The organism is Pseudoduganella flava (genome assembly GCF_007830495.1).
Classification (GTDB): Bacteria; Pseudomonadota; Gammaproteobacteria; order Burkholderiales; family Burkholderiaceae_D; genus Rugamonas; species Rugamonas flava.
This window is the reverse complement of record NZ_VLKW01000016.1, coordinates 17,414-31,063: the sequence shown is the minus strand read 5'-3', so window position 1 is coordinate 31,063 and position 13,650 is coordinate 17,414. Positions and strand designations below refer to the sequence as shown.

The window sequence follows — 13,650 nt, the reverse complement described above, 5'->3', positions numbered from 1 at the left end:
ATGGAAAAGCTGCTTCCCTACTTCATGCAGGAACTGGCCATCCTGCGCCGCAACTTGCGCGAGCTGGTGCGCAGCAAGCCAGAGATGGCCGCCAAGCTGGCGCTGGCCGATGGCGAAAGTGCCGATCCCGGCATCGAAAGAGTCGTGCAGGGCACCGCGCTGCTGTGCGCGCAACAGGCGTGGAAACTGGACCATGCGCACGACCGCTTCACGAGCGACCTGCTGGAAAACACCGAACCGTTCTACCTGCGGCCGCTGCCATCATGCTCGATCGCCCAGGTGCAGGGCACCGACGAGCGCACGACCAGCACGATCCCGCGCGGCACGTCTTGGCGCACGCGGGCTACTCCGGCGTGCCGCTTCCGCACCGTCTACGACGTGACGCTCGCGCCACTTGCGATCACTGCCGCCAGCTTCGTCCCGTGCATCGACGTGCCGGCCGACCTGCGTATTCCCGATGGCACCGGCGGCGCGATCAAGCTGACGATCGACAGCACGGAGCCGGCACGCGGTCTCGACGAACTGGGTATCGACAAGGTGCGTGTATTCGTCGATGCCGATGCCGCCACCCGCACGGCCCTGTACGACGCGCTGCTGGCACGCACGCTGTGCACCTGCGTGGAGTCGGACCAGCAATGGCGCAAGCTCGCTGCGCTGCCGTTGACGCCAGTGGGCTACCGCCCCGAGGAGGCGATGCTGCCGGTGCTGACCGACGTGGAAACGGGGCTGCGCCTGTGGGCCGAGTACTTCGCGATGCCGGAGAAGTTCGACTTCTTCGATATCGACCTGCACACCGTGCTCGCGCATGCGCCACCCGGCGCGCGCAGCGTCACGCTGCACCTGATCCTGCCGGACCTGCACGAGACGCCGGCGCCGCGGCTGCTGGAAACCCTGTCAGCGGCAACGTTCCGGCTCGGATGCACGCCCGTGATCAACCTGTTCGAACGGCCGGCGGAACCCGTGCGGCTGGTGAAAGGGCGCAAGACCTACCAGATCGTCGTGCCGCGCGCCGGCGAAGCGGAGGGCACGTTCTACCGGATCGATTCCGCCCAGCTGACGGGGAACAAGGATGGCCAGGCCATCAACGCCCGCATGGCGGCATTGAACGTGGGGCTTACCCGGCAGGCCGAGTACCTGTGGCTCGCCCGGCTGGCAAACGCCACGACGGGCACGCAGGACGAGGTAACGATCGTCGACCGCGACGAGCAACCCGTCAGCCTGCAAAGCGGCACGGTGGACATGCGGCTGACATGCACGAACGGCGACCTGCCGGCGAGCCTGCCCATCGGTCATGCCGACGGCGACCTGACGGGCGACCAGCAGGCCGGCGGGCGCGTGATCCGCCTGCTGCGCCAACCGACGCGGCCCTGCGCGCTGGCGGACCGGCGCGGCGGCCAATGGGACTTGATCCGCACGCTGGCGTGGGGATACGGCTGCCACTCGCGGAACATGCTCGTCGAGATGCTGGGGCAAAACGCGTCCGCCGACTGCGCGGTAGCGCAACGCCAGTTGTCCGGCATCGTCGCCGTGCATCGCACCGAACACATGAAGTGGACGCGCTACCTGGGGCATGGGCTGCTGGCGTATGGCCTGGAAGTGGCAGTGACGATCGACGAAAGTGCATTTGCCCAGCGCAGCATCTTCGTGTTCGCCAGGCTGCTGGACGACTACTACGCCCGCTGCACGGGGCGCACCAATTTCACCAGGGTCGTGCTGCGCTCCACCAGCGGCGCGGAGCTGCTGCGCTGTGCCGAACGGATGGGCGAGGTTTCGCCGCTTTAGGAGGCTGCATGGGTATCGTCAATGCGTTCGTCGATTTCCTCGTCACGCACCGCGACCTGGTGACGGAAAACCGTCCGCTGCGCCTGCGCGTCGACCACCCGCGCATGATGATGGAAGACGTGCTGCTGCCGCAGCGGGTGCAGGGTGTCGAAACGCTGTGCGGCGGCTTCGAGTACCGCGTGCTGTGCGTGGCCCTCGATGCGCAGCTGCCGCTGAAGGAGTTCATCGCCCAGCCGGCCGCGATCGACATCGTAACGGACCGCGGCAAGCTGCGCTCGGTGTGCGGCATCGTCACGGAAGCGTGGGCCGGCGAGAGCGACGGCGGCCTGGCGAGCTACCAGCTGGTGATCCGCGATGCGTTGGCGGTGCTGGACAAGCGCACCAACACCCGCGTGTACCGCAACCTCAACGAAGTGGAGATCGTACGCCGGCTGGTGGACGAATGGCAGCGCAACAACAGCGTGCTGGGCCCCGTGTTCGGCATCGCGACGGATGACGTCTTCGAGCAGGTGAGCTATCCGCAGCGCGAATTCACGATGCAGCACAACGAGACGGACGCCGCGTTCATCCGCCGTCTGCTCAAACGCCGCGGCATCGCATGGTGCTTCCGGCCGGACGAATCGGAGCGGTATCCGAAGCACCAGCTGGTCCTGATGAACCGTTTTGAAAGCGCGCGGCAAAGCACGGCCGGCACCGTGCGCTACCACCGCGACGCCGCCACCGAGGGGCGCGACGCGATCACCGGCTGGACCGGCGTCCGCAAGCTGCAGCCGCGCGTCGTCACGTTGCACAGCTGGGACTACCGTACCCCATGGGCCCCGGAACTGATGCAGGTGCGCCTCGACAGCGACACGGACCAGGGGCCGAGCGGCGGCGATGTCGGCGCGGCGCTGGACGACTATCGGGTACTGCCGCCGCATGCGGGCGACGATCCGGACGACCTTACCGCGCTCGGCACGCTGGCGATGAAGCGGCACGACTTCGAGACCAAGTGCTTCATCGGCGAGGGCAGCGTGCGTGACTTCCGCGCCGGCGAATACTTCGAGCTGACGGGCCACCCCGAGATCGACCGCCACCCGCAGATGGAGCGCGAATTCGTCGTCACCGAACTGCACATCACGGCGAAGAACAACCTGCCGCGCGACCTGGCCGAGCGGGTAGCGAAAGTGTTCCACCGCAGCGGCTGGGCCAACGACGACCTGGACCACCGCCCCGTCCGTATGCGCTTCACGGCCGTCCGCCGCGGCGTACCGCTCGTCCCCGCCTACGACCCGCGCACCGACCTGCCGCCCGTGCACATGCAGAGCGCGATCGTCGTCGGGCCGGCGAACGAGGAGGTGCATTGCGACGCGCTGGGCCGCGTGAAGATCCGCTTCCCCGCCACGCGCGCAGCGGACCACCAGCATGCATCGAACGTGGGCGCATCGAACACGGACGACGACTCGGCCTGGGTGCGCGTGGCCAGCAGCTGGGCGGGCAATGGGCCGGGGCACAGCCAATGCGGTTCGCTGTCGTTGCCGCGCGTCGGCAGCGAGGTGCTCGTCGCATTCCTGGGCGGGGATCCGGACAAGCCGGTGATCGTGGGGCAGATGTACAACGAGCGTGGGAAGCCGCCGGAGTTGAGCAGTGGGGGCGGGTTGCCGGGGAACCGGTATTTGTCGGGGATGCGGAGCCGGGAGGTGCAGGGAGGCGGGCGTGGCAACCAACTGCGGTTCGACGATACGAAAGGGCGCATCGGCGTACAGCTGGCCAGCGACCACAGTGACGCGCAGCTGAATATGGGAATGCTGACCGAGCCCCTGGTGGATGGGTTCAGCGAGACGCGTGGCGACGGCGCCGAGCTGCGGACCGATAGCGCGATCGCGATCCGGGGAGCGGGTGGCGTCCTCCTTTCCGCCAAGGCCGATTCCGGCGGCCCGCAGTTGAGCCGCGACGACTTGGTCGGCACGGCCGAGATGCTGAAAGCGGTGGCAGAGCAACTGTCGCAACTCGCACAGACGCATGCCGAAGACGGCTCGATGCATGGCGAGCTGGCGCGGCTTTGCGACCGCATACGACAGTGGGACGGCGTCAAGGCACCGGCCGCGGTCATTGCGGCCAGCGCTCCCGAAGGCATGCTGCTGGCGAGCGACAGCAACGTCGCTGTGGCGGCGCAGACCGCGCTCGACCTGCTGTCATCGAAAGACGCGCAGGTGGCCGCGGGCGGCAACGTGTTTCTCCGCGCGCTGCGAGGCGTCAGCATCTTTGCCCACAAGTTGGGCATGAAGCTGATCGCGGCCTCGGGCAACGTGGTGATCCAGAGCCATAACGGCGATATCGAATTGACCGCGACAGGCAGCGTGAAGATCAATGCCGGCAAGGGCATCGAGCTGCAGGCACCGGAAATCCGCCTCGCTACCAAGGGCGCGCAGGTGAACTACGGCGATGGGAAAGTCGTCCAGCAGTGCAAAGGGGCGTACACGATCAAGTCAGCCTCGTTCGAGCATACGAAGGGCGGCGGCGGTAGTGCGAAGGAGGTCAAGTTCCCGAGCACGAAGGTGGAGACGGATGAACGGGTGGTGCTGTTCAGCAGTCACACCGGCAAACCGGTGGCCGGGCGTCGCTACCGGCTCGATCTGCCGGATGGCTCGTCTGTCGAAGGCGTCACCGATAACGAGGGCCGCACCGAGCTGGTCACCAGCGACGCCATTGGTGACGTCGACATCACGATTTACCCCGCAGACAAGCAACCTTGAGGTCCACATGGCGAACACGAATGAACCCACCCGGCCGATCGGCCAGCCTACCCCAGCTCCTGACGGAACGTTGCGTGCGAAGACGACGCTGTCGCCGAAGGAGTGTCGTGTGCGTGCACGGCTGGATGTGCCGCCTTCGAAGGTGATGCCGATAATTCTCGTGCCGGGGATTATGGGGAGTAATTTGAGGGCGAGTACGAAGGACGGAGCGCCTCGTAATCGGGAACTGAAGCCGGGGGAGTCTGCCTGGCGGCCGCCCAACGGCATAAATGAGGGGATCAGCGAGGCGACCAAGTGGGAGGACAGATCTCCGTCAACTCGACAGAAAATATTGGATGGACCTACGTTGGAGGTTGATCCTTCAGGCGCGATCGATCTGCCGGCTGCAGCAACGATTGCAGGAATGAATGCGAGCCTGGCGCGTGAGCGTGGGTGGGGCGAGGTCCACTGGAGTAGTTACGGGACTTTGCTGTGTGCGCTTCACTCACAATTTGGTCAGTTCCTCACTTGCGCGGCGACCCCGTTCCCCTCATCCAACTGGCATTCTTTAAACCTGTTTGACCGGCGACGGTGGAATGGCACAAAGAAGGGAGCGTTGGCGGAGCTGGAGATTGCCGAGATTGAAAAGCTGGCGCAGTACTGGTATCCGGTTTACGCGTTCGGGTATAACTGGCTGCAATCGAATGAACAATCCGCTAACTCGCTCAGACTGCATATCGAGGAGATCATTGCCCACTGGAACACGCCTGAACTGGACTGCCGCCAGGTGGTTCTTGTTACGCACTCAATGGGCGGACTTGTCGCGCGTGCATGCGCGAAACAGATACACGACCGGATAGCATGCGTTGTGCATGCGTGCATGCCAGCGCTGGGCGCGCCCGTTTGTTACCGCCGGATTGCTTGTGGAACGGAGTCATCAAGCCCGAGTAACGGAATGATCCAGAACGCCGCTGCGGATAAATTTGCCGATATCGCAGGCCGCACACCGGCTCATACGAATCCGGTGATGGCTCATGCTCCGGGCGCTCTTGAGTTGCTTCCCACGCATCTCTACCCAACCCCATGGTTAAGCGTGTCGCCCATGAGCACGGGAAAACAGCCACGCCAAAGCTTGGCTGTCCCTGTTCAGAATATCTACGACTTCTATGCCGATATCTTGCCCTGGTATAGATTATTCGATCCCAGTCTTATAGACCCGGCGGAACAGCATCGCGATCAAACGATTGCACTGCAGAAGATGACGCGCTCTGTACGGCAGGCAAAGCGGTTCCATGAGAGTGTTTTAGGCGTCTACTTTCATCAGAATACATATGCGCTTTATGGTGGCGATCCTAAATTTTTATCTTACGGTCGCTTTATATGGAAAAGCACAACGCCAGACTCAAGCGTCAATGTGTTCGGTAACGGAAAGTGTGTAGAGAGATTTCGGGGAGGAGGACGGATTATTGAGTTCACGCCCAAAGACACGAATTGGTTCGTGCCATCGCTTCAAGATGAGGCGGGTGACGGAACAGTGCCAACGAAATCGGCAGCGGGATGCAAAGATGTAGTGAAGGAGGTATTTAGTATCGAGGGATTTTCTCACCAAGACGTTTTCTCTCATGAGCACGCGCTCGCTTTAACTTTGCAACTTGTAGCGAAAGGTGTTGCGGAATCATGAATCGCTTGAGATTGATAATATGCGTGACATCAATATTAATATTCGCGGCATTAGTGATTGCTGCTGCACGGTTCAGTTCTGGAGGTGTAAAAATGGACGACACACGAGGAAAAGCGGAATCTTTCCACCCGATCTGTGTGGGGAGATTTCTGATCGATATTCCTGCAGACATGCAGTTCTCTTACGGCGGATCTCAGGTGTATGGCTGGCGGGTTTCTTCCGATGTTTCTGAAAGTGAGGCACAGTTCAGCAGGCGCCTTTTCGCCAGAGAGCAAGAGCTCGCTGCAGGAAAAAACGAAAGAGGTCTTCCAAATCTTGAACTGGTCCGGGAAGTTAGGAATGCGCCTGCAAACGGGAAGATATTTATGTTTGATCGGCAGTGGACCTATCACTTCGAGGGGCCTAAGAAAATCGACCATAATAGTGCGACGATAGAGGCATTAGCACGTGTCGATGGCGTGAGTTTTACGTTTTATCTGGAAATTGGAGACTCAGACGAGGTTGAGGAGCTCCAGGCGTTGCTTGGCCAACTTCGCGTACGACGGAACGATGAGTTGCCCGAAAGGTCCGGCTTTTGCTTTGGGAATGGGATAATTCTCGACCCCATTCCCACGGCTAAGCCGATTGAGTCCACAGTATTGTTTGCCGGTTGGGCTGAGCGTCCAGACATAAACATTGCTCTAAGTACGATGAGTGGCGTGAAGAATGACACCACCCTTCTGCAACGTCACGCGGATAACAGCGTACACGCGAGGTATGCATCGCACTTTAAGACGATTTTTAAGGGGCGGCGCGAGATCAATGGCATCCCAGGTGAAGAATTGTCCGAGCGTGTGAAAGAACTCAACGGAACGTATGGGCACAGCTATATGTGGGAATCCGACACTGTGAAGGAAGCCGATGCGCTGAGGCCGTTTCTGACTCTGGAGCTTAGTACAGGAGTCGGCCGTCCCGGCGAACCCGTCAATTCCAGCTTGCCTGATAAGGATGTGCAGACACTATGGGATCAAATCTCGGGATCGCTTCGCCTGCGGCAGGTACAACCTGCATCACTGAAGGAGGGGGCCCGTGCCAATGTGGAACGCAAAGAGACCAGCGTCCGCGCCTCCCAGTCCTGCCCAGCCACCGGCTGGTGGAGTTGTAGCGCCGATGTCGAAGGCCATCAGGTTCTCGGCGGTGCAACCCAGCACTTCGTCAAGGGGGCGCGGATGCCGCAGGCCCAATTGCTCGCACCGACAACCGTTCTGGACAAGCTGAAGAACCATCAGCCCACCTTCACCCTGAGTACTCCCACCGAGTGGACTTTGACGAAGGCTCAGCCATGAAAAACGTCATTCGTCTCGGCGATCCGACCAGCCATGGCGGCAAGGTCATGTCGGTAATAGCCACACACTTCAAGGTCGGCGGCAAGGCGGTCGCCCTGTTGGGCGACAAGTGTGTCTGCCCCATGCCGGGTCATGGGGTGTGCACGATTGTCGAGGGCAGTGACAGCCATACGATCGATGGCGTGCCCGTCGCGTACCACGGACACAAGACTTCGTGCGGAGCGACACTTATCTCTACGTGCGCTGAATTCAGCTCCGATTAGCGCTGCGGCGGTCGTACAGGGCCGCGCCCAGTATAATCGTGGGCTGTTCGATTTTCCTGCGGCCGCCATTGGCTGGCCGCCGTCATCTTGATGCCCATCGACTGGTTCTCCCCCGCCCAATGCGTCGGCTACGTCGCCTTCGTCCTCGGCGTCAGCTCGTTCCTGCAAACGGACGACCGCCGCTTCAAGCTGTTCATGGCCGGCGAATGCTTCGCCTACATCGTCCACTTCGCGCTGCTCGGCAATCACACGGCCGTGGCCAGTTCGACGGTCTCGCTGGTGCGCTCAGTGCTTGCGCTGCGTACGCGTTCCGTCTGGATCGCGCTGGCCGTCGTCGCGGTCAATATAGGCCTGGGAATGGCGTTGGCCAGGCAGCCCAGCGACTGGCTGCCGCTCGGGGCGTCGTGTCTGGGCACGCTGGCGTTGTTTCTGCTGCAGGGCGTCGCGATGCGTCTGGTGATGCTGCTGGGGACTTGCCTGTGGATCGCCAATAACGTCATCTCGGGCTCGATCGGCGGCACGGCGCTGGAAGTCGTCATCGCGGCCGTCAATCTCGTGACGATTGCGCGCATGATCCGGCAAGGCACGGCCAGCGCTGCTTGAACCGCCAATGAAAAACGGCCTCCCGAAGGAGGCCGTGCAGATGCTGAAGCAGGCGACGCTTACACGTCGATATTCCCCGCCCGCAGCGCATTCGACTCGATGAAGTTCCGCCGCGGTTCCACGTCGTCGCCCATCAGCGTCGTGAAGATCTGATCCGCCGCGATGGCGTCCTCGATCTGCACCTTCAGCAGGCGGCGCACGGTCGGGTCCATCGTCGTTTCCCACAGCTGCTCGGGATTCATCTCGCCCAGACCTTTGTAGCGCTGCTTCGTGACGGTGCGCTCGGCTTCGTCGCGCAGCCATTGCATCGCGTCGTGGAAGTCGCGTACGGCGGATTCCTTCGTGCGCTCGCCTTCGCCGCGGCGGATGAAGGCTCCTTCGCCGATCAAGCCCGTGAACGTCGATGCGGCGTTGGACAGCACGGCGTAGTCGGCGCTGGTGACGAAGTCGGCGTCGATTGTCGACACCTTCACGTTACCGTGATGCATGCGCTCGATCCACAGCATGTGCTTTTCCGACAGCTCGTCCGAACGGACGGACACCGTCACCGCAGCGTCGTTCACATTGTCCGACAGGGCCTGCGCGGTGGCGCGGGCCGCGTCGATCGTGGACAGGTCCAGCTTCACGCCCGTCATGATCGCGGTCAGCGCGGCACGGTCGATCACGCGCGTCAGGCGCGTCATGACGGCGTTCGCCAGATTGTACTGGCGGGCCAGTTCCGTCAGCGCTTCGCCGGTGATCGGGTCGGCGCCTTCGCGCGGCGTCAGCACGGCGGTGTTCAGTGCCACCGTCATCATGTAGCCCGCTTCTTCCAGGTCGTCCTTCAGGTAGCGCTCGTCGCGGCCGGCCTTGACCTTGTACAGCGGCGGCTGGGCGATGTACACGTGGCCGCGTTCGACCAGTTGCGGCATCTGGCGATAGAACAGCGTCAGCAGCAGCGTGCGGATGTGGGCACCGTCGACGTCCGCGTCGGTCATGATGATGATGCGGTGGTAGCGCAGTTTTTCGACGTTGAATTCGTCCGGGCCGATCGATGTGCCGAGCGTTGCGATCAAGGTCGTGATCTGCTCGGAGGACAGCATCTTCTCGAAGCGTGCCTTCTCCACGTTCAGCACCTTACCGCGCAGCGGCAGGATCGCCTGGAACTTGCGGTCGCGGCCTTGCTTGGCCGAGCCGCCTGCGGAGTCACCCTCGACGATGTACAGTTCGGCCAGCGCCGGGTCGCGTTCCTGGCAGTCGGCCAGTTTCGACGACAGGCCCAGGCCATCCATCACGCCCTTGCGGCGGGTCAGGTCGCGCGCCTTGCGGGCCGCTTCGCGGGCACGTGCCGCTTCGACGATCTTGCCGCAGATGATCTTCGCGTCGTTCGGCTTTTCCATCAGGAAGTCCGTCAGCGTCTTCGCCACGATCTCTTCCACCGGGCCGCGCACTTCGGACGACACCAGTTTATCTTTCGTCTGCGACGAGAACTTCGGTTCCGGCACCTTCACGGACAGCACGCAGGTCAGGCCTTCGCGCATGTCGTCGCCGGAGATTTCCACCTTGGCCTTCTTGGCGAATTCGTTCTCGTCGATGTACTTGTTGATCACCCGCGTCATCGCGGCGCGCAGGCCCGTCAGGTGGGTGCCGCCGTCGCGTTGCGGGATGTTGTTCGTGAAGCAGAGTACCTGTTCGTTGAAGGCGTCGTTCCACTGCATCGACACGTCCACCGAGATCGTCGTGCCCTGGTCCGACTGGCGTTCGCCGGTCGCCTGGAACACGGTCGGGTGCAGCACGTTCTTGGCCTTGTTGATGTACTCGACGAAGCCGCGCGTGCCGCCTTCGAACGCGAAGATCTCTTCCTTGCCGGTGCGCTGGTCGGAGAGCTTGATGTTGACGCCGTTGTTCAGGAACGAGAGTTCGCGGATGCGCTTGGCCAGGATCTCGTAGTGGAATTCCACGTGCGTGAAGATGTCTTCGTCGGCCCAGAAGTGCACGTCGGTGCCGCGCTTGTCGGTGTCGCCGATGACCTTGATCGGCGAGACGGCCACGCCGTCGCGCATTTCGATTTCGCGGTTCTGCGGCACGCCGCGCACGAATTCCATCTGGTGGACCTTGCCGTCGCGGCGGATCGTCACGCGCAGCAGTTTCGACAGCGCGTTCACGCACGAGACGCCCACGCCGTGCAGGCCGCCGGAGACCTTGTACGAGTTCTGGTCGAACTTGCCGCCGGCGTGCAGCTCCGTCAGCACGATCTCGGCAGCGGAGCGCTTCGGCTCGTGCTTGTCGTCCATCTTCAGGCCGACGGGGATGCCGCGGCCGTTGTCGGTGATCGAGATCGAGTTATCCGAATGGATCGTCACGTGGATCTCGGAGCAGTAGCCGGCCAGCGCTTCGTCGATCGAGTTGTCCAGCACTTCGAACACCAGGTGGTGCAGGCCGGTGCCGTCCGAGGTGTCACCGATATACATGCCGGGGCGCTTGCGGACAGCTTCCAGGCCTTCCAGGATCTGGATCGAAGAAGCGCCGTATTCTTCGGATTTGGCCTGCGCAGGGACTTCGTTATGGCTTTCGGACATGGACTGCTTTCTCTGTAAATTCACGAATCAGGAACTGCAAGCGGATCAGATCCGCATCGGCATCACGACGTACTTGAAATCAGGGTTGTCGGGGATCGAGATCAGCGCGGACGAATTGGAGTCGCCCAGCGAGACGTTGACCTGGTCGCACTTCAGGTTGTTCAGCACGTCCAGCAGGTACGTGACGTTGAAGCCGATGTCGATCGAATCGCCGCCGTAGTCGATTTCCAGTTCCTCGACCGCCTCTTCCTGGTCCGCGTTGGTCGACGAGATCTTCAGCGAGCCGGGGCTGATGATGCAGCGGACGCCCTTGAACTTATCGCTCGTCATGATCGCCGCGCGCTGCAGGGAGCGCAGCAGCTCGTCGCGGCCGATCGTGAAGTCGTTCTTGTAACCCTTCGGGATCACGCGCGTGTAGTCGGGGAACTTGCCTTCGACGAGCTTGGAGATCAGTTCGATGTCGGCGAAGCCCAGCTTGACCTGGTTGGCGGCGATATCCAGCTGCACCGCTTCGTCGTTCTCTTCGAGGAGGCGCTGCAGTTCGATGATCGTCTTGCGCGGAATGATCACTTCCTGGCGCTCGAACGACTGCTCCGTCTTCACCTGGCAGAACGCGAGGCGGTGGCCGTCGGTGGCCACGGCGATCACGTTCTCGCCGTCCAGCACCAGCAACAGGCCGTTCAGGTAGTAGCGGATGTCCTGCTGGGCCATCGCGAAGTGCACCATGTTGAACAGGTGCTTCAGCGTTTTCTGCGGCAGCGAGAACGAGGCGTTGAAGGCTTCGGCCTGTTGCACGGTCGGGAATTCCTCGGCGGCCAGCGTCTGCAGCGCGAAGCGCGACTTGCCGCTCTGGACGGTCAGGCGCTTGTTCACCAAGGTCAGCGACACGTCGCCGGACTCCGGCAGCGCACGCAGGATGTCGAGCAGCTTGCGGGCGGCAACCGTGGTGCCGGTGACTTCGGCGCCCGAGCCGATGTCCGCGTGCGTCGTGATCTGAACTTCCGTATCGGTGGACAGGAACGAGACTGCCTCGCCTTCCTTGCGGATGAGGATATTGGCCAGAATCGGCATCGTGTGCCGACGCTCGACAATACCGCTCACGATCTGCAGTGGCCGAAGTAGCGTATCTCGGGTGGTTTTGACCAGTTGCATAAATATCCTCGATAAAAAAATTAATAACTAATTCGTAATGCTAATTGTTGCCGCATGATAAGGCAAAGAGCGCGGAGCGCTGTCGTTCTTTTCACCCAAGAGCAAACCCTGGGGTCAGACCCGCCGGGTCTGACCCCGGCATCTGCCGTTGGGTTGAACGTGGGCCATCAACCTTTCAACGTCTGTTCCAGCACGTGCAGTTCGTGGTTGCATTCCGGGTTCTTGGTGCGGTCCTGGGCGATCTTGCGCACGGCGTGCAGCACGGTCGTGTGGTCCCGGCCGCCGAACAGTTCGCCGATCTCCGGCAAGCTCTTTTGCGTCAGTTCCTTGGCCAGGTACATCGCGATCTGGCGGGGCCGCGCGATATTGGCCGGGCGGCGCTTCGAGTACATGTCCGCGACCTTGATGTTGAAGAAGTCGGCAACCGTCTTCTGGATGTTCTCCACGCTGATCTGGCGGTTCTGCACCGAGAGCAGGTCCTTCAGCGCTTCCTTCACGATGTCGATCGAAATATCTTTGCCGTGGAAGCGCGAGTACGCGAGGATCTTGCGCAGCGCGCCTTCCAGTTCGCGCACGTTCGAGCGCAGGTGCTTCGCCACGAAGAACGCCACGTCGTCGGACAGGGTCACGCCTTCCGACTTCGCCTTCTTCAGCAGGATCGCCACGCGCATCTCGAGTTCGGGCGGCTCGATCGCCACCGTCAGGCCCGAGTCGAAGCGCGAGATCAGGCGGTCGTCCATGCCCGTGATCTCTTTCGGATACGTGTCGGACGTGATGATGATCTGCTTCTTTGCGGCGATCAGCGCCTCGAACGCGTAGAAGAATTCTTCCTGCGTGCGGCTCTTGCCGCCGAAGAATTGAATATCGTCGATCAGCAGCATGTCGAGCGAGTGGTAGTAGTGCTTGAAGTCGTCGAAGCCCTTGCGCTGATAGGCGGTCACGACGTCGCGCACGTACTGCTCGGCGTGGATGTAGCGGATGCGCGCGCCCGGCTGGTCGCTCATGACCTGGTTGCCGATCGCATGGATCAAGTGGGTCTTACCGAGGCCCACGCCGCCGTAGAAGAACAGCGGGTTGTACGACACGCCCGGGTTGTTCGCCACCTGGATCGCGGCGGCGCGCGCCAGCTGGTTGGCCTTACCGGTGACGAAGCTTTCGAACGTCAGATCCGGGTTGATGCGGCTTTGTTCGCGGCCGCGCTGGTTCGCGTATTCGTTGCCCGGCGGCGGCGTCACGGGGTCGCCCGTGCGCACGTCGGCCGTGTGCACGCTTGGCGCGCCCGGCACGCTCGGCGCGGGGCTGGCGACCGGCTTCTTGGCCGGGTTCAGGCGCGGGTCGAGCACGAACTGCACCTCGGTGGGCGCCTCCCAGTATTGCGATGCAAGGGCGGTGATGCGGCTGGCGAACTGGGTCTTTACCCAGTCGAGCTTGAAGCGGTTGGGCGCCGCGATGCGCAGTTTGCCGTTCTCGTAGTCGAGCGGCACGAGTGGTTTGATCCACGCGCTGAATTGTTGCGGCGTCAGCTCCAGTTCCAGTTGCGCGGAACAGGTCTGCCAGAAATTTTCCATGAAT

9 protein-coding genes are annotated in these 13,650 nt (G+C 62.2%); 6 read left to right on the top strand and 3 right to left on the bottom strand.

The annotated features are described in order from the left end of the window. The 6 genes from tssF (at nt 1) to IP92_RS28030 (ending at nt 8,368) form a co-directional block, all read left to right on the top strand. Entirely contained in the window at nt 1-1,782 is a 1,782-nt protein-coding gene (tssF, locus tag IP92_RS28055; RefSeq protein ID WP_145881642.1) for a type VI secretion system baseplate subunit TssF, read from the top strand. 8 nt (nt 1,783-1,790) lie between these two features. Continuing rightward, a complete protein-coding gene (locus IP92_RS28050) occupies nt 1,791-4,517 on the top strand; it encodes a type VI secretion system Vgr family protein (protein WP_145881640.1) in 2,727 nt (908 codons plus the stop codon). A gap of 109 nt (nt 4,518-4,626) precedes the next feature. After that, nucleotides 4,627-6,177: an esterase/lipase family protein gene (locus IP92_RS28045; RefSeq protein WP_158206751.1), complete on the top strand. Its 1,551-nt coding sequence runs from the start codon at nt 4,627-4,629 to the stop codon at nt 6,175-6,177. A 92-nt stretch (nt 6,178-6,269) separates the two neighbouring features. Continuing rightward, the gene (locus tag IP92_RS28040; protein WP_145881636.1) at nt 6,270-7,502 is read left to right on the top strand and encodes a T6SS immunity protein Tli4 family protein; all 1,233 of its coding nucleotides are present in this window, start codon (nt 6,270-6,272) and stop codon (nt 7,500-7,502) included. Then, nucleotides 7,499-7,765, top strand: coding sequence for a PAAR domain-containing protein (locus tag IP92_RS28035; protein ID WP_145881634.1), 267 nt, complete (start codon nt 7,499-7,501; stop codon nt 7,763-7,765). The genes IP92_RS28040 and IP92_RS28035 overlap by 4 nt, the downstream gene beginning before the upstream one ends. 90 nt (nt 7,766-7,855) lie before the next feature. Beyond that, complete coding sequence (locus IP92_RS28030; protein ID WP_199271948.1) at nt 7,856-8,368, top strand: YgjV family protein; 513 nt, start codon at nt 7,856-7,858, stop codon at nt 8,366-8,368. A gap of 59 nt (nt 8,369-8,427) precedes the next feature. Here IP92_RS28030 and gyrB read toward each other — a convergent pair whose 3' ends face one another. The 3 genes from gyrB to dnaA form a co-directional block, all read right to left on the bottom strand. Further along, nucleotides 8,428-10,926 (bottom strand): DNA topoisomerase (ATP-hydrolyzing) subunit B, encoded by a 2,499-nt coding sequence (gene gyrB / locus IP92_RS28025; RefSeq protein WP_145881631.1) that lies wholly within the window; start codon nt 10,924-10,926, stop codon nt 8,428-8,430. Nucleotides 10,927-10,971: 45 nt separating this feature from the next. Then, nucleotides 10,972-12,078 carry a DNA polymerase III subunit beta gene (gene dnaN, locus IP92_RS28020; RefSeq protein ID WP_145881629.1) on the bottom strand — a complete coding sequence of 369 codons (1,107 nt, stop codon included), beginning with the start codon at nt 12,076-12,078 and terminating at the stop codon, nt 10,972-10,974. Between the two features lie 167 nt (nt 12,079-12,245). Beyond that, a complete protein-coding gene (gene dnaA / locus IP92_RS28015; RefSeq protein ID WP_145881627.1) occupies nt 12,246-13,646 on the bottom strand; it encodes a chromosomal replication initiator protein DnaA in 1,401 nt (466 codons plus the stop codon). Between the last annotated feature and the right edge of the window lie 4 nt (nt 13,647-13,650).